Annotated in this window: 9 protein-coding genes; 4 read left to right on the top strand and 5 right to left on the bottom strand. The window is 44.3% G+C overall.

Annotated elements, in window-relative coordinates; genetic code table 11:
* The first annotated feature begins 644 nt into the window (after window positions 1-644).
* A complete protein-coding gene (locus CXF80_RS04155) occupies window positions 645-1922 on the top strand; it encodes an MFS transporter (protein ID WP_101031517.1) in 1278 nt (425 codons plus the stop codon).
* Between the two features lie 957 nt (window positions 1923-2879).
* Entirely contained in the window at window positions 2880-5936 is a 3057-nt protein-coding gene (locus tag CXF80_RS04150; protein ID WP_101031515.1) for an Ig-like domain-containing protein, read from the top strand.
* Between the two features lie 126 nt (window positions 5937-6062).
* Here CXF80_RS04150 and CXF80_RS04145 read toward each other — a convergent pair whose 3' ends face one another.
* The 3 genes from CXF80_RS04145 to CXF80_RS04135 all read right to left on the bottom strand — a co-directional run bounded on the left by CXF80_RS04145 (window position 6063) and on the right by CXF80_RS04135 (window position 11570).
* Entirely contained in the window at window positions 6063-8408 is a 2346-nt protein-coding gene (locus CXF80_RS04145; protein WP_101031513.1) for a hypothetical protein, read from the bottom strand.
* Between the two features lie 957 nt (window positions 8409-9365).
* Entirely contained in the window at window positions 9366-10157 is a 792-nt protein-coding gene (locus tag CXF80_RS04140) for a DsbA family protein (protein ID WP_101031511.1), read from the bottom strand.
* Between the two features lie 42 nt (window positions 10158-10199).
* On the bottom strand, window positions 10200-11570 hold the full coding sequence (locus tag CXF80_RS04135; protein WP_101031509.1) for a sigma-54 dependent transcriptional regulator: 1371 nt from the start codon (window positions 11568-11570) through the stop codon (window positions 10200-10202).
* A gap of 775 nt (window positions 11571-12345) precedes the next feature.
* On the opposite strand from CXF80_RS04135, the gene CXF80_RS04130 reads away from it, so the two are divergent.
* On the top strand, window positions 12346-12750 hold the full coding sequence (locus tag CXF80_RS04130) for a GFA family protein (protein ID WP_101031508.1): 405 nt from the start codon (window positions 12346-12348) through the stop codon (window positions 12748-12750).
* 206 nt (window positions 12751-12956) lie between these two features.
* Here CXF80_RS04130 and CXF80_RS04125 read toward each other — a convergent pair whose 3' ends face one another.
* On the bottom strand, window positions 12957-13400 hold the full coding sequence (locus CXF80_RS04125) for a SirB2 family protein (RefSeq protein WP_101031506.1): 444 nt from the start codon (window positions 13398-13400) through the stop codon (window positions 12957-12959).
* A gap of 1254 nt (window positions 13401-14654) precedes the next feature.
* Between CXF80_RS04125 and CXF80_RS04120 the strand changes: the two genes are divergently transcribed.
* Window positions 14655-16277, top strand: a complete 1623-nt coding sequence (locus CXF80_RS04120; protein WP_101031504.1) for a BCCT family transporter — start codon at window positions 14655-14657, stop codon at window positions 16275-16277.
* Window positions 16278-16671: 394 nt separating this feature from the next.
* On the opposite strand, the gene ilvD is transcribed toward CXF80_RS04120, so the two are convergent.
* Entirely contained in the window at window positions 16672-18378 is a 1707-nt protein-coding gene (gene ilvD / locus CXF80_RS04115) for a dihydroxy-acid dehydratase (RefSeq protein WP_101031502.1), read from the bottom strand.
* Window positions 18379-18505 lie beyond the last annotated feature (127 nt).

Below are 18505 nucleotides of genomic sequence, written 5' to 3'. Positions count from 1 at the left end.
CCGTGAGATAACAGAAAATGATATGGTTAGAAGCCGCTTGTTTATAATTATGTAATAATTATAATGCACGCATGTAAGATATACGATTGAGTGGACCGAGCTAAAGAGTCTTCAATTTGGAAGTAACACGGCATTTTTTTAGGGAACACAAACAGTTTTTTGATCCACATGCTCGATTGATTAAAGACTCCGACCATTCTGATGAGGAAGATAGATTCATCCCTCTTGGAATCGGCATAGCGTTAACATTGCTTGTGGTTTGCCTTTGAGTGAAACAGATGAATCAATTCGAATCATCTCTGCTCGAAAACCAGAAAATTCGAACGTAAATATTCGAGGAATTTCGCCATGGGTAAACAATATGACTTTTCAAATTCTGTCCACCCATTCCTATACACAGACATTAAACGAATAAATCACAATCAGGCTTGATAAAGAGACTATTGCCTATTCTAACGAAATGGCTGACGACAAAAGCATTCCTTTTCAATGGCTAATCAAGCTTTATCTTCACAGCTGCGCACAAAACCATCGGGATTTGAACTTTCAATGGCAATTATCGGCTCAAATAACAAACGCATGCAGTTGGACGCGGCAAAGCCGCAGGATGAACAAAAAATCAACAGGGCGCGAAAGGAGGTTTCATGATTAAAGTGTTGTTCAGGGTCTGGCCCCTTTTACTCGGCATTGTGTTCATCATGCTCGGCAACGGCATGCATTTCACCCTTATCGGCCTGCGCGGCGGGATTGAGGGGTTTTCGACTGCTGAACTGGCCATCGTTACATCGGGCTATTTTATGGGTTTTCTGTTGGGCGCGCGCTTATCTCCACTGATGATCAAACGGGTGGGGCATGTGCGCGTGTTCGCGGCGCTTGGCAGCTTTATGTCGGCGGGGCTGATCGCCTTTCCGTTGCTGACCGAACCTTGGGCTTGGACTGTGCTGCGACTGCTCTTGGGCATTTGCATGTCGGGCATCTATGTCACTGCCGAGAGTTGGCTGAACAACGCTGCCACCAATGAAACGCGCGGCAAGGTGCTGTCGGCTTATATGATCGCGCAGACGCTGGGTATCATCGGCGCACAGGGCCTGCTGACGTTAGGCGATGCCGGGACCTCAGTGCTATTTATGTGTGCCTCGATTCTCGTTTCGATCTCCTTTGCGCCAATCCTGCTTTCCGCCACCCCGGTCCCAGTTGTCGAAGTTGTCCGTCCTATGCCTTTGCGTGACCTTTACACCGGCTCGCCGCTCGGCACCGTCGGGATATTTTTGCTAGGCAGCGCCTTCGCGACGCAAACGGGTATGGGCGCGGTTTTCGGCACTCAGATAGGGCTCACGGCGACACAGATAGCGCTGTTCATCGCGATGCTGTTCTCCGGGGCTTTGGTATTGCAATATCCCATCGGCTGGCTTTCGGACCAGATGGATCGGCGCAAGCTGATTTTTGGAGCGGCCTCTCTCGGCGCGGCATCTTGCGCATTGGGTTGGCTCACTAGCGGCGGTCTATGGCCCTTGATGGTGTCCGCCTTCTTCGCTGGCGGTGTGGCAATGCCGCTCTATGCCTTGTTACTGGCCCACGCTAACGATTCTCTTTCGACCGAAGATATGCCAGCGGCCTCCGGGGGGCTGGTTTTCACCTTCGGTCTGGGCGCGATCTTAGGTCCACTGGTTACTGGCTTGGCGATGCAAGGGCTTGGCCCCTACGGATTCTGGCTGGTGCTTGGCGCGACCTTTTGTGCCATCGCGTTTTATGCGCTTTACCGCATGACGCAGCGCGCGGTCACCCCAGTGGACGAAACCGAAAGCTATCTTGGTGTACTGCCCACCGCGTCATTCGTGGCGGTGGAGGCAGCAGGTGCTTGGGCCGCCGAAAAGGCCGAGGCTGAACGCGAGGCCGATGTGGAAGCTGACGATCAATCCTGATCGCTTTGGCGCAGTGGCGCAAACAGGCAGCCGACATGGAAGCTCGACCGCGGCGACCAGACCAATTGCGTCCGTTTGGTCCCTATCGGGCGCGCGTATTGCGTAAACTGGACCACCTAAGATCTGTGGCAATTATTTAAACGCTCGTCTTTCGTTAAGTGTATTTTGTGGTAATGAGTGGATGACCCGACCTATACCAACAATTGTGCTTAGAAGAGAGACCTTCCCCTGTATATGGAACGTTGCCACTGCTGCACTGCGTCGTTAGCCCCGTTTTCATGTGCGGGTAGACGCCAATACAGTTGGAAACGTGAACATCCGATGAAATGGGTTGGTCCTCAAATTTTTGAACTCGCTATCATTTTTGCTATTGATATTTGTGCCTATGCACTCTTGTTAATGAGCAGAGAGTCATCATTTGCTGATGGTCTTGAAAGTGGATGTAGATATAACTATAAGCGGGTCAGATAGCAATGTCATGGCCCAATGCAGAAGGGGGTAAAGGCAAAATGTTAACCCAAAAGTTTGTTAAAGCTGAACACCTAAACAAACTTGAACGAACAAGCGTTGATGACGGTATGACTGAATATTGAAATCGTTTAATCGACATCATTGGGTTTATATGATCACTTAGTAAACCTTACCTTCTGTTAACAACTATCACCATAACTGTTCAAAAATACAACGATTTTGGCCATCTATACCTTTTCAATTACTTAGGGCTAATCTTGTTTAAAAAGTGAGCGTCTGATCAAAAAACGATCAATTACTGTTTGTAAGTCCACCATCCCCTTTGCTAGTATGCCGGCTGATTTAGCTGGTCAGCCCAGAGCCACTATGCGCTGTGACTCTCTGCTGACGATTATTTAATAATCTTTAAACCAGAAAATCCACAATAAGAAATCTGTCATTAGATCGGTTTAATTAAGTAAGTTTGACTCTTAGGGGTAATGATTTTTGAATAAAGAAAATGTCATCTTGGCATCGAACTCGGCTGCCAATTTTTTAAAGCTATCTGCCGCTGGATTGTTAGTTTTTTCGGCCTTCACTTTTTCCACCTCTTCCTTTGCCGTATCTGTAAATGCAGAAACACACGAGAGGTACTCAGCCCAAAGCAACACGCAAACCAAAGATCAACACGCCCACAAAAAACAAGCAGAAGAACAGACTTTGGTGCTTGCCAATCGTATGACTGAATATCGCCATGCGAACAAATCAACTAAAAAACAACTTAAACAAGAGTTGATTACACTTACACAGGCACGTCAGGCACTGCTTATTGACCTCGTCAAAACAGACTCTGCTGCGGCTGTTCGCGCTGTGTTGCCAACCGCGTCCAGAACCGGTATGCCAGAGGAAGTGCTGGCTATGCTGACTCAAAAGCGTGAGCTTAAAGGCGAGCTAGAAGTGTTATACGTTGATTATGAACAGAGTGGTAAGAGTCATCTGCGTCACTCGTTAATGACCCAGAATGGACCTATTGAGTTGTATCTGTCTAAAAACACCAAGTTTGATGCACTGAAATCTGGCTCTCAGGTTAGTGCTAAAGGCTGGATGTTTACGGGCAATAACTCAGATGACATGGACTCAAGCGCGTTAGTCCTCAATGATGAGTTAGATAGCTTGGCGCTTCTGGCTGATACTGGCTCCGCGACATCTATTGCTACGACCACAGTTTCTGAGTCAACGTTATCTAATACTACCGGCGAACAACGCACATTAGTTCTTCTGGTCAACTTTCAAAATAATACCAGCCAGCCTTGGACTGTTGAACAGGCGCAGGAATTGGTTTTTGGTCGTGTGAACGACTATTACCAAGAAGCGTCTTATGGTCAGACTTGGTTAAGCGGAGATGTACAAGGCTACTTCACCTTACCCATTGACGCGACTTGTAGTACGAATGCAATCGACAATTATGGACGTCAAGCGGTTGTCGACAGTGGTATCGATGTCACCAATTACGATCGCTGGGTGTATATCTATCCAGAGAACACCGATTGCGGCTGGACGGGTCAGGGGACTATTGCTGGCAGTCCTTCTCGTGCCTTTATTAATGGCTCAATGACGCTTCGCACTTTAGGCCATGAATTGGGCCACAACCTTGGATTACACCATGCTAAGGATCTGGACTGTTCTGATGGGGTATTGACGGGTCGTTGTTTGTCATTTGAATATGGCGATACTATGGATATCATGGGCAAGTCTGAAGTCACTGGCCATTTCAATGCTTTTAGTAAGCAACAACTCGGTTGGATCCGCTCTTCTGCCGGCGACATTATCACTGCTCAAAGTGATGGCAGCTATCAACTTGAACCCTATGAAACTGCGCCAGCTGGTGAAGCCAAGGGGATTAGGGTACAACGTGGCATTGATGCTGATACAGGACTCGCGCTGTGGTATTACCTTGAGTATAGACAGCCGATTGGCTTCGATAATTTCCTCGAAGGGAAAAGCGGTATTACCAACGGTGTGGTGTTGCATACAGCGACTGATAACGATATGCAAAGTAATTTGTTACTCGATATGACCCCCAATAGTGGCCTTAATGACTTTGATGATGCAGCCCTATTGGCTGGAACGAGTTATACCGATGTTGATGCTGGCGTGACGATAACCACAGAGTGGACCGATACTACCGGTGCTAGCGTGAATATAAGTTATTCAGGCCTAAGCTGCGTTAAGGCTAACCCAAGTTTGTCATTGCAGCCCAATGAAAGTGCTTGGGTAGAGGCGGGGACTTCAGTGGTCTTTAGTGCATCGGTAATTAACAATGACAGTGCCGGCTGTGCAACCGCTAATTATGATGTGTCTGCGTTTGTGCCTAGTGACTGGTCTGCAACACAGAAGAGTCTCAGTTTAGCACCAGGGATGAGTGGCACGGTGACGCTTGATGTTAGCTCTGCAAATACCACCGTCGATGGATTTTACGATATCGAAATAAGTACAGTAGACAGCAATAATAGCCAGTACGCCCAGACAGGTATTGTCAGTTATGTGATCGACTCTCCTATAGCGACTTGCGTAATGGCGAGTCCAAGATTTATCTTGTCAGTTGACAACAGTGGTGAGCTGGCGCCGGGGGCCGTGGCGACCTACAGCGGCACCATAACGAGTCTTGATAGTAGCAGCTGTGCCAGCAGTGATTTCGATGTGGCAGCTAATGTTCCTGCGGGTTGGAGTGCTGGTACCCTAGGTGTGAGTTTAGCGCCGGGTGAGAGCCGTGATATCAGCTTAAATGTCGAGTCATCCATAGTGGCTCAAGACGGCACTTATGATTTCAATTTAAGTGCTCAAAATCGTCTAGACAATAACTATTCCGGCAATGATATCGCCAGTTATATCGTATCAAAACCGCTACCAACTTGTACCCTAGCAGCGCCGACTATTGTGATGTCGGATCCTCAGGGAGTCGATGTTATAGCCGGGAGTCAGGTCAATTACAGTGCGACTGTGACCAGTCAAGATAGCGAGGCTTGTTTAGAGGCCCGTTTTGATGTGTTTGCCGAGGTACCTACTGGCTGGAGCGCAAGTAGTACAGGGGTGAACCTATTACCGGGTGGCAGTACTGTGGTCAATCTTAGTATCACTTCTGACGCAACGGCCGAAGGTTCATTTAACATCGCGGTTAACGTGCAAAACGCCATTGAAAAAAGCTATTTGGGCAGTGACAGTGTCAGTTATACGGTGCAATCGGTTACTAATACGGCGCCTGTCGCGGTTGATGATAGTGTGAGTATGACGGCTAAAACATCAGTCACCATCGATGTTTTAGCTAACGACTGGGATACACAAAACGATGAACTTATTGTCGTCTCGGTGAGCCAAGGCACAAAAGGCAGTGTACAAATTACTAGCAATGGTCAGGTGTTATATACACCGGCAAACAGCTTTAAGAGCAGCGACAGCTTTAGTTATACCATTAGCGATGGTGATATGACGGCAACGGCTTCGGTCAGTCTTAGCCTTAGCGGTTCAAGCGGTGGTGGCAATGGTCATGGTAAGGGTAAAAAATAGTTAGCGATAACGTTTTAATATTAAGTCAATTTTCATTGATTTCAATATAAAGAGGGCGACGGTATTGACCGTCGCCCTCTTTGCTATATCAAGCTTTTGGCTTGGTTAACATTTGAGTGCTATCCGTTACTCGACAGTATTAACTTCAACCGATACGCCATTGACAACTTCTTCTCCGTCATCGTCTGCGACTACCGCTACTATGCCGTCAACTCCGCTTGCGAGGAAATTGATAGCGTCAGTATTCTCAATGCCAGGCTTGAGCTCTATGGTAAAGGCACAGCTATAGGTATCGCTGGCAGAGCCACTGTAACCCAATACCGTTCCTATACTACAGGCTGAATATGTTATGCCGGCATGTTCACCGCCAATAGCATTCAGAATGGTAAAGGCAGGGTTAGCATTACCGTCAGCAACAGTGATTCCTTGAACCGTGAGTGCGGTTAAGGTCACATTTTCGACACCGGCATTGGTTAGCTCAAGTACCACTAACATACTGGTGGCGAATGCCATATCCGTATCAGGTGCTTGCGGTGTAAAGGTCACAGTCGCATCGTTTGATGCGTCTACGGCCTGACCGTCTTCATCGATACCTCTGATGGTGGCCACATTCAAGTGGGTGTCACCGGCGTTGCCCTGTAGGCCTTTACTGATATCACAACTAGCATAATCGCCAGGAAGCAGCATAAAGCCGTTCAGTGGTGTCGGCGTGATATCTACGCCATTCTTACTGTCCACCATACAATCCCCGGTTAGGACACCGAATGGCACATCAGTTAGACTGGTGAAGGTCACTTCATCGACACCATTCTCGTTAACAGCGAATTCAAAGTTATAGCTAACGAAGCTATAATTGTTTGGATCGTCACCGGTCTCAAGAACAGAGGTGGGTGTCGCCGTTTTAGACAAGGTGATCATCGATGGCACATCGCGGATATCGACCATTGCAGAGTCGCTACCGGTTGCGGTATCGTTCTCATCGTCTATAGCGGTTGCAGACGCTGTATTAGAGTGTAAATCGCCGGCATCGCCGCCAATGAACTCCGTGAAGGTACAAGTGTAAGTTCCGTTTAAGGCGATACTGGTGGAAACAGCAGAACACTTACCGGCTAACAGGTCACCAAATACGCTGTCATTTAACGCGGTGAGTGTCAGTGGAGAATCCCAGAACGCAGCATCATTGGCGACTGTTACCGTAAATACGACGTCAGCACCCGGTTCTAACACTTCCGCAGGGTTGGCTGTCTTGGTCACCGTAATCGCTGGTGCAAGATTAGTGATTTGCACCGTGATTTCGTTACTACAATGATCGCCGTCAATGCTACTAGGAATAGCCGCACAGCTATCACCGTCAGTTACCGCATCACCATTTTTATCTACCAACGCTAGCTTCACTAAGTCGTCATAAAACTCAGGGCTTTGATCGTTGGGCAAGTCTCGGTCAACAATATGCACAGTGAAGGCACAACTGTATGAACCACTAGGCAATATTTCACCGTTAGCAGGCATCGAACAGTTGGTTGCAGTCAGGTATACACCGTCTACCATAGGCAATACAGTCTCGGTGCCGTTCCACAGATCCACAGATCTGTCGAAAGTTCCGTCGCCGCCAATGTCAATCTCATCAGTCAGTGATGTAATAAACAGTGAGGTTTGCGCATTAGGGTTGGTAAAGCTCACGGTATAGCTAAAGGTGCCACCAGGCTCACTTCTAGAAGACTGGCTGGTTAGCGTTTTAATTACCGTTGGTGGAGCAGGTTTGATAAATACATCAATATTAAAGGTGTCACAATTACACTTGGATTTAGTACTTGGGATCTGTCCCGCATAGGGATCTTCATCTGTGGTACAGTTATTCCTATCTTGGTTATCCCAAGCCGCACAGTAAGTGAAGTCGGCGCGATTGTCCTGATCCGCATCCGCACATAGCATAGTGATAGGCTCGGCCAGTAGCACGTATTCATCTGGGCCAAGAGCCTTGGTAATATCGCCACACTGATCGCCGTCTAACTCAACATCGGCGGTCTCGCCACTGTCACCCGGTATGGGTAAGATCATACTACAGTCGCGAAGACCTGGGCCATGCACGACTTGAGGACTTGCATCCGTTAAAGGTAGATAGAAGGTGGTGTCCCAACGCTCGTTAGCATTGGTTCGCACCGTCACATCGGCCGCAAAGGTGAACACGTCCCCGAGGTTACACTCTGCGCTAGCATCAATCGGTGTCACGTTGGTGATTTCGACGTCATTAGCGGTACAGTTTAGTGCATCTTGGGCAAGTCTATTGCCCGGTTCGAGTAGGTAGGCATCTGCCATACAGAATTTTTCAGCCTGTTGTGGCGGCGCCAAATTTAGCCAGTCATAAGCGCCTGCGTTGGCAGCGTTAAGACTCGTGACTCCATAAAGGGAGGTTATGCTTATCAGCGCAATAGCTAGCGCTCTGATAAGTCGTTTGCATGTAAATCGTTTCATAATATTTACCGTCCTATAAGTGAATAAGGATAAAACGTGCGTATTATTTGTTATTTGTTACTTGTTACTTGTTACTTTTTACATGTTTCCTCATACCTCATACCTCATACCTCTTTCCTCTAACTTGTTACCTCTTACTTGTTAAACGTTTTCAATAAAATTGTGGTGCTTGGGGTATTTCGATATTCAGCGTATAAGCATGGTTACACCATGATCAGCATATTGCCGATAAGCCTGAGCACCTGACTGAAGCGAGCGCTTGTTACTGGGTTACAGTGAGGTGAATATCAAACTTATGCTTAAAGAGTAAGCAAGTGTTAGGCCATTTATATAAGTCATTGGATATGTTTAATAAATGCCTTAATTGCTTGAGTTATTAGCGCGATCATGTAACTTCTGCGTAACACTTATGTAACAGCTGAAAATGACGTTTTGTTGTAAGTAATTAGTTATATTGATTTTATTTATGAGTTGTTCACCTGCGCACGTTTACGCCTGTTGCAGTTGCAATGCAGGGTAAACTGGTGGGGTCAATTTTTATCACTCGCAGAATATGATCAACATATCAATTGAGGATATGTTGATCATATTCAGGTCGGGGTGAGTTATTCAGTTGAGGTCTGTTTTAAATCTAACTTGCGCAGGGGCCTGTTCGGCACTGTTAAAAGCGAACGTCAGGCTGGATCTATTGAATGAGTAAAACAGAGCGTTATAAATAGATGCTCTGTGGTCGATCGCGTTAGCAGGTTAAGGGGAATTGGCCATAACAGGCACTTTGATGGATGTTTCATTATCATATATTTGCCACTGGCTTAAGCTGATATTAAGGTTATGCACCGTTGAGGGTGAATTATGTATAGGTAAATTGCCAGTAAGAGATCGATATGAACTCTACTGGCACTGTGCGAGCCAATATTGCTGCTAATTAACGCATCGCTCCTACTTGCCTGTGGCTAATTAATCATTTTCTGCAGATTTTTCGAGCAATTCATCGATCAGCACGGCGAAGGTTTCATAACTTTGCGCGCCAACGACAAGTTTTGGACTTATTAATTGATTGCCTTCGACTCGACCAATGATAAAGCTTGGCGTACCTTTTATCCCTAGAGATGAGCCATAGGCGATATCTTGTTCTATTTTACTCGCAATAGTTTCATCGGCGAGGCAGTTGGTAAATTGAGTGATATCTAAAGATAAGTCTGTGGCTGTCTGTTGGTATAGTGCTTCATTGAGCTGTTTCATATTGTTGAACAATAAGCCGCGCATTGGCCAGTATGCATCTTGTTTAAAACCGCAATTAGCGGCAATGGCGGCACCCTTGGCTTTTGGGTGGAAATTAAGCGGAAAATCTCGCGTTAAGTATTGAACTTTACCCGAATCGATATAGTTGGATTTTATCTTAGTGAATGTTTGATCAATGAAACGCTTGCAGTAAGGGCATTGGTAATCAGAAAATTCAATGATTGCGAGCTGTGAAGCTGCGCTCCCCAGTAATGGAAGACTGCCGTCTGCTGTAAAGTTAGTTTGCGTGGGTAAGGTTTTATATTGCGGCTTTTGAGAGCTCATAGCGATGGTATGAATATCCTTAACCTGGCTACCTATGCGACTGATATCTTTTTTCAATAGCCTAACATCTTGCTTGAGTGAGCTTATCTCGTCTTGTAAGTTTGCATCACCTTGTGGCTGACAAGCCGCAATCAATAGCGATGTCAGTATTAACACAATAGATTGTTTTTTATATCTTAACATTGCCGTGATCCTCGGTGGTTAAATGAACTTGGTTTGCTACTGCTAGAGTTTTATTTTGCATTTTTTAATTAGGCGATAAAAAGTCGTTCTGGATATATTCAGTTCTCTCGCGGCGGCTGATATGTTGTGACCGTTACGTTTGATAGCGTCTAGTAGCCGCTCTGTATCAATCTCAACTCTGTGCTGGGCGAGGTTGACTATACCGTTTTCATCTGACGGATAGTTGACCACTTTAATCCCTAAGTCCTTTTCGCTCAGCTGTTCACTCTCGGCCATAATAACGGCTCGGTGTATACGATTCTTGAGCTCTCTGACATTGCCTGGCCACTCATACTCAAGTATCGCCTCTATCGCTTCAGGTATAAGGGTATATCGTTTGTGGCTGGGGCTGAATTGATGAAGGTACTCATTAGCGAGCAATGTAATGTCTTCTTTATGTTCTCTGAGGCTCGGGGCATGAAGATGCAATATATTGATTCGATAGTAGAGATCTTCGCGGAAACGTCCTTCTTCTATAGCGCACTCTAAATTGACATGAGAGGCGAATATTATCCGGCAATTAATAGTAATGGTTCTCGTGCCGCCTAAACGTTCAATGATGTGATCTTCCAGAAACTGTAATAAATGCACTTGAGACTCTAATGAGAGATCGCCAATTTCATCGAGAAACAAAGTGCCATTATCCGCTCGTTCTATGTGGCCAATATATTGTTTATCGGCGCCAGTGAAGGCGCCTTTTTCATGGCCAAACAGCTCTGAGTTGATCAAACTTGTCGGTAAAGCTCCGCAATTGATTGTAATGAAGGGACCCTTTCTACGATTTGATTGGCTATGAATTAAATGTGCGCACAGACCTTTACCTGTGCCCGTTTCTCCACTGATGAAAACGGCCTCATCGGCTTTAGCGACTTTAGCGATATTGGCTCTGAGTGTATTGATCAGGCTTGTGTTACCCAAGAGCAAATTTTCATGACTAGTGTTATTAATTTGCGGTTGGCTTGTTTTCTTTAATCGCGCAATACCATAGGCGTGACCTAATGTGTAGTTGAGGCGTTCCCAGTCGATAGGCAAATGATGATAGTCGATAAAGTAACGGGGTAGGCACGATGCTAATTGGTCATTATCAAGCGTGCTGTCAACCGATATAGCAACCCAAATAAGGCTGTCTTGCTCCTCATTGAGCGCGTTGATGGAATGTAATACACGCTGAAGGTTAGTCGTTGAGATCAGTGCAATAGCAAGATGAAAATGACATCTTTTCATTGCTTTTAAGGCAGCCGATAGCGTATTGGATAGGCAACAGCGCCAATGAAATTTTTTGAGTTCTTCACCCCGTAAAATCCCTTCACCTGTGAGGTCTAGTATTAAAATGTCCCTATAAGTTATGTTTATTTTATGCTGGAATTTGTGCACGATATTCCTTTAAAGGAATGCTGTGTCAGCACTGCAATAACAAATTATGATTAGTTAAATTTTAGGAAAAATTTACCGGATCGCAAGTCAGTAGGGCGATAATATGCCATATAATTGACAGGTAGCAGTGCTAACACCCTCATATTATGTGGTTATTCTCTTTTTACGTTAAATTTACATTTTTGAATTACATACTAAAGAGCTAGAGACAAGGTCTCTAGCTACTTATCTTCAGTAATAAGCTCCTAGATCCAGCCTGTTTATTTTTTAGGCATACCCTTTGCCTTTAAATTTTTATAAGGTTAGGCCTGATGTTTCTAGGTCTTTCATCCAATTAATCGATGTATGCAACATGTGTTTACAGAATGCAATCTGGGTTTACATGTTATATTCCGTTTATTAGCTAACGTAACATGACCTAAAATGACTTTCACTCGTGCGTCTAGATCACGCAATACTTCCGTGAACATCGAAAGTAATAATTGACGAATGCTACAGATAACTCAAATCAATATGATATAGCGATTAATACATACGAAGAGAATGGTAAACCTGACAAGGACTAAATCTCATTTATTACCTTTATGAAATGGATTTCTTATACAAGCTGTTGACTATATTAATAAAATTTAGTCGTATAACAAATCTATTATATGCACCTAACAAGATGGGCTGTGACGTGAAGCGTTAAATGCAATAATAATTGACGATTGTTACAGATAACTCAAATCAATATAATATAGCGATTAATACATGCAGTTACGGAGGGAGTTTAATGTCAAAAATTACAGGTAGTTGCTTATGCGGGAAAGTTACTTTCGAAACGAATAATAATTTCGATAAATTTCACTTTTGTTATTGCAGACAATGCCAAAAGACAACCGGAAGTGCTCATGCATCAAATTTATTCACACACCCTGATAATATTACATGGTTGAGTGGTTTCGAATTAGTTAAACGTTTTGATGTTGCTGGTCGTTCTATATCGAAAGCGTTTTGTACTGAGTGTGGATGTGGAGTACCTTACCTTTCTGGTTCAGGTAAAGCTTTAGTTGTGCCTGCAGGGTGCTTAGATGCTAACCCTGATATCGCCCCCCAAGACAAAATTTTCTGCTCTGAAAAACCAGAATGGTACGATAAGGCTATTTATGTTAAATCATTTTTGGAATTTGCAGAGTAAATTACACTTATCGAGAAGTTAATCATAGATTTACTGCTCTCTAGGACTATCAACCATTCATCTTCCCTAGAACGCTTTTGCCTCAGCGTGAATGACTATCTTTTGCCAGTGACAAAAAACTATCGAATGACATAAAGATCGACCGAGTCAGTGCTTATTTTATCAAATCGTGGTTAACATTACTTAACCACTTCAATTGAAATAGCCTAGCAAATCGCTGTTAACATAGACTGTCCTAACTCAATATAAGCATTAGTATCTTCGCTTATACCTTTGACTTTAAGATGATCGGCAAAACCAAGTCGTGCACTCATGACGAACCAAAATATTGCACTAATTAAGCCTACAATACGCCACAAATTTGACTTAGCCCACTTAAGCGCAAAGGTAATAGACAGTACATAGAGTACGAAACCACCTAATTTAGATGATGCCCACCCATTTACGAAGGGGTACAATTTTAGTGGATTAACGGCAACCAGATAGATAAAGGTGAAGATAAACAGAGTATATAAAATATGTGGGCCAATCTTCAGTAGTTTATTATTAACCTTGTCAGACCCTTTCATCGTCAACACAAAGTTAATGATGAAAAAAATAAACGTAAGCGCAATTATGGTCAAATGGGTATGTTTAACTATCATGTACATGGTGTTGTTCCCTAAAAATAATTTTTTTATTTAATATTTAGACTGACTGAATATAGTGTAAAGTCAAATAAAAGGCTCTGGTCTAATGCTTCTAGTTCCATTGTTTACGGCTTACCCTTTAAATAATGAGGTGATCCAACATCTGACTTTGAACATGGAAATACCATCGAATTTAAAAGGGCGCTTGTAAAGGTGTTTTGTCTAAAAGATAAATCACCTACAAAATATATACCTTTACCTCGTCTTTTAATACCACGTTATCATCCACATTTCATAGCGTATCGACAAGTTAACCCGCTTTGCCTGTTACGACAACATTGTTAAACAATCATTGTCAGCGGCTATATCAACAATGGCCTTTCATACCATGGTGGTCAGCATCAGACGCCGGCACAAAAACAAAACATGCAACTAGTAAGCGTCGCCGTTATTGCCTGAATGCTGGAACTATGAATATGTTAAATTTTTACTGACCTTGTTAAAGGGTCATTTTTATTATCAATACCATCCTTACGATTGATACTGAGATTAAGATCAATTAAGTTACTCATTAACTTAGGGTATTTATCTCACTCATTAAAGCTCCAAAGCAATTTAGAGTAACTAGCCATTAACAATATCCTCATATCAATTTGCCATAAACTGACATCTGTAATGAATGGGACTAGTTTCTATCTCAATCAATTTACAACCATGAGTCTAAAAAATCGGCGAGCATTACTTAACCACTACAAAGTGAGCTTAGTAACAATGGCAAGACTCATATAATCGCCGAGCTCATATTGAGATAGTGACCAGAAGAATGGGCTGCAATGTTTACAGCGCTGAAAAATTTATTCTATAAATAATCACCCACTAAAGTTGATAACCAGCAGAATAAAAAGTGCTCAAACGGCATATTTATTATGCTTAATTGAGATTGCCGCGATTAAATCTTCTGCTCAAGTTGGACTTAGCGAACGGAACTGTAAGTTAATTTCATTTAATCATTTCACTGTTTATCTTTTCATTGAGTACTTAGCAAGGTACGAGTTGCAGTAAGCCAATGTTCTGCCTTGATAAAATTGTAAGATACGATTTAAATCGCTTCAGCTGACCCTAAACTAGCGACGAAAAAGATCTTCCGAAGAAAACTCACAACCTAGTTAGGGTTGATTTTAAAAATATAGGCTGATAGTCTCTGTCGTTTTTTTTGGTACTAGGTACTAGTAGTGGCAAAAATCTTTTAGTAGCAAAAAACTTTTGGAGTCAGAGATGACTGATTTAACGGACAGCTTTAAAGTGGCTGATATAACGACTTCGTTAGCTGCAACTAGCAGTAATGTATGCGATCCTCGTTCGGCCCCCCGCTCAGTAGAGAAGAGCTCTACAGCGGAAAAATTGGCCTTAAGCAATCCAGCCTTTTGGTATAGTGGTGGATTTATCTGCTTGTTTGTTTTACTGGCTTTATTCGACAGTGAACTGTTAGCCAGTTTGGTCAATACTGGTTTTTCGTGGTCGGTAAATGTGTTCGGCCCTTATTGGCAAGTATTATTATTACTGACCTTTTTAATTAGTCTAGCGTTAGCTGCAGGTCGTACTGGGAATGTTATTTTAGGTGGGATTGCTAAACCTGAAATGGGTACCTTTCGTTGGATGGCTATTATATTTTGTACGCTACTTGCCGGTGGTGGTGTTTTTTGGGCTGCTGCAGAGCCTATAGCCCATTTTGTTAGTCCTCCGCCTTTGTATGGCGCATCAGGAGATATTCAGCAAGTTGCTGTTAATGCATTATCGCAATCCTTTATGCATTGGGGCTTCCTCGCGTGGGCTATCGTCGGTAGCTTAACGGCTATTGTGGTGATGCATCTACATTATGATAAAGGTTTACCGCTAAAACCAAGGATCCTTCTTTATCCTGTTCTTGGTGAGCGAGCGCTGAAAGGCCATACTGGTGCATTGATTGATGCCTGCTGCATTATCGGTGTTGCCGCTGGCACCATCGGTCCTATTGGTTTCCTTGGGTTACAGGTTAGTTACGCATTAAATGCGCTGTTTGAAATTCCTGATGGTTTTACGACACAATTAATCATTATCTTGTTTGCCATTGCCTTGTATACCTTATCGGCGTTAAGTGGTTTGAATCGAGGCATGCAAACATTGAGTCGTTATAATGTGATCCTCGCCTCTGCTTTAATGCTTTATATTCTCATTTTTGGTCCAACAAACTTTATTATTAATGGTTATATCCAAGGGGTGGGTAGTCTGCTTAATAACTTCATTCCGATGGCGACATTTAGAGGTGATGAAAGTTGGTTAAGCGGATGGACAGTCTTCTTTTGGGGATGGTTCGTTGGTTATAGCCCAATGATGGCAATTTTTATTGCGCGAATTTCTCGTGGCAGAAGTCTTCGTCAACTCATCTCGACGACTAGCATTATTGCGCCCTTGGTAACGTGTTTTTGGTTTACTGTTGTGGGTGGCTCTGGCTTGGCATTTGAAATTGCCAATCCTGGCAGCGTGAGTGGCGCGTTTGAAGGTTTTAACTTGCCCGGTGCATTACTGGCCGTAACATCACAATTGCCTTTTCCGACGGTGATCTCGATTTTATTCTTAGTATTGACGACTATTTTTATCGTCACCACCGGTGATTCGATGACTTATACCATCAGTGTCGTCATCAGTGGTGAAACAGAGCCCAATGCAATGATCCGTATATTTTGGGGTGTCATGATGGGGGTCACAGCATTAATTTTGATTTCCCTCGGTTCTGGGGGGATATCTGCGCTGCAATCCTTCATTATTATCACCGCGGTCCCTGTATCGATCATATTGCTGCCTTCTCTTTGGAATGCACCACAAATCGCGATGCAAATGGCCAAGGATCAAGGGTTATAAAAATCCATCATTAAAGACAATATATAAGCATTAGTAAGACGATAAATGATGTGGTTCGAGGCCTAAAGTTGAAAATCTAGTGACGCTTAATCAACAACTTATAACAACGAAGACCATCGTTTCTCGGCTTGCGCTTAGGTGTTTAGGCCGAAGCCTAGCACTGTGTTGAAATGACTAATCTGTGACCTCAGGGATGAGGCTAATCTACTAACGAATCCGCTATTTTGAACTTGGTACAGAAGAAACCCTAAGAAACAAAAAAGTGGCGATGTCTTATCTCGGCGGCTGATATTTCCAGCCATATTGTTGTCTTAGGATCGATGTAAAAGATTGTAAAAAAGCCCAAGCAGAAAATTCTGCATAGGGCTTTATGATGCACTAACGAACGTCATGCTTAAAAGTCATCGAGTACGGCACCTTTACTGGCGCTAGAAGCGTTAAAAGCAAACTTTGCTTGCACTCCTCGGTTGTAACGTGGCATTGGCGCTTGCCAGCTTTTTTTACGCTCAAAAAGCTCCTCATCGCTGATGTTCAGTTGCAGTAGCAACTGTTTAGCATCAATTGTGATGGAGTCGTTTTCATTAATGAACGCGATGTTACCCCCAGCGGCCGCTTCAGGTGCCACATGTCCGACTACCATTCCCCAGGTACCACCGGAAAAGCGACCGTCGGTGATTAAGCCAACGCTTTCACCTAAACCTGCACCAACTAATGCGCCTGTAGGTGCAAGCATTTCTGGCATCCCGGGGCCACCTTTAGGTCCTAGGTAGCGCAATACCATAACGTCACCTGCGTTGATTTTCCCCGCCAATATGGCTGCCAGAGCGGTTTGTTCATCGTTGAACACCCGGGCTGGGCCTGTCATTACCGGATTTTTTAGGCCGGTGATTTTGGCTACACAGCCTTCGGGTGACAAATTACCCTTAAGAATGGCCAGGTGGCCCTGCTGGTACATAGGGTTGCTTATCGGACGAATCACATCCTGATCGGCACGTGGCACATCGGGCACGTCTTTCAGTACTTCTGCAATGTTCTGACCGGTGATGGTTAAACAGTCGCCATGCAGTAGGCCTGCGGACAATAATATTTTCATGACCTGCGGGATCCCACCGGCTTGGTGCAGATCGACAGCCAAGTATTCTCCACTAGGTTTGAGGTTGCACAGTACGGGTGTCTTTTGGCGCACTCGCTCAAAGTCGTCAATCGTCCATTCCACTTCAGCCGCATGGGCGATAGCTAAAAAGTGCAGCACGGCATTAGTCGAGCCACCCGTGGCCATGATGACCGCCACCGCGTTTTCAATCGATTTACGGGTAACAATATCGCGGGGTTTGATATTTTGCCTTATTGCTTCAATCAGTACCTTGGCAGACTCTTTGGCGGAATCCACTTTCTCGTCATGGGGGTTAGCCATAGTTGATGAATAGGGCAGAGAAATACCTAAGGCTTCAAATGAGCTAGACATGGTATTTGCTGTGTACATACCACCGCAGCTACCTGTGCTTGGAACGGCCCTACGCTCAATTTGCAATAAGTCCTCGTCGCTCATTTTTCCAGCGGCATGTTGACCCACGGCTTCGAAAACACTGACGATATTGAGTGCTTTACCCTTATAATGCCCGGGTAGTACGGTGCCGCCATACACATAGATAGAAGGCACGTTGGCACGCAGCATACCCATTAGGCCGCCAGGCATATTTTTATCACAACCACCAATAACTAATACGCCGTCCATCCACTGACCCTGTACGCAGGTTTCAATACAGTCAGAGATCACTTCGCGGCTGATCAATGAATACTTCATGCCCTCGGTGCCCATGGCCATACCATCTGAAATGGTCGGGGTGCCAAAAACTTGGGCGTTACCACCCGCTTCTTCAATACCTGCGATTGCGGCATCGGCTAACTTTTGCAGGCCACTGTTGCACGGAGTGATAGTGCTGTGTCCGTTGGCTACACCAACCATAGGTTTATTGAAGTCTTCTGCTTGGTAACCCATAGCGTAATACATCGAACGATTTGGCGCGCGTGTCGGTCCTTCGGTAATATTTTTACTACGACGATTAATCTGGTCGCTAGTGTTTTTATTGTCTTGCGTCATAGTGTTTCTCGTCGAATTAACGTTAATAAAAGTAAAGTATGCCCGAGGGAATGAAACGACTCCAGATATTTAGCATGCTGACGCCTTTGTTAATATCACTATTCCTAAAACCTAGATCGCTTCGCTG

Source organism: Shewanella sp. Actino-trap-3 (assembly GCF_002836275.1).
GTDB classification, from domain to species: Bacteria; Pseudomonadota; Gammaproteobacteria; order Enterobacterales; family Shewanellaceae; genus Shewanella; species Shewanella psychromarinicola.
Note: the sequence above shows the minus strand (reverse complement) of the source record. Positions and strands in the feature narration are given on the sequence as shown.

Excerpts from the sequence above, each read along its gene's own strand:
- CXF80_RS04120 (WP_101031504.1), top strand. The coding sequence starts at position 14,655 with ATGACTGATTTAACGGACAGCTTTAAAGTGGCTGATATAACGACTTCG.
- CXF80_RS04125 (WP_101031506.1), bottom strand. The coding sequence starts at position 13,400 with ATGTACATGATAGTTAAACATACCCATTTGACCATAATTGCGCTTACG.
- CXF80_RS04145 (WP_101031513.1), bottom strand. The coding sequence starts at position 8,408 with ATGAAACGATTTACATGCAAACGACTTATCAGAGCGCTAGCTATTGCG.
- CXF80_RS04155 (WP_101031517.1), top strand. The coding sequence starts at position 645 with ATGATTAAAGTGTTGTTCAGGGTCTGGCCCCTTTTACTCGGCATTGTG.
- CXF80_RS04140 (WP_101031511.1), bottom strand. The coding sequence starts at position 10,157 with ATGTTAAGATATAAAAAACAATCTATTGTGTTAATACTGACATCGCTA.
- CXF80_RS04130 (WP_101031508.1), top strand. The coding sequence starts at position 12,346 with ATGTCAAAAATTACAGGTAGTTGCTTATGCGGGAAAGTTACTTTCGAA.
- ilvD (WP_101031502.1), bottom strand. The coding sequence starts at position 18,378 with ATGACGCAAGACAATAAAAACACTAGCGACCAGATTAATCGTCGTAGT.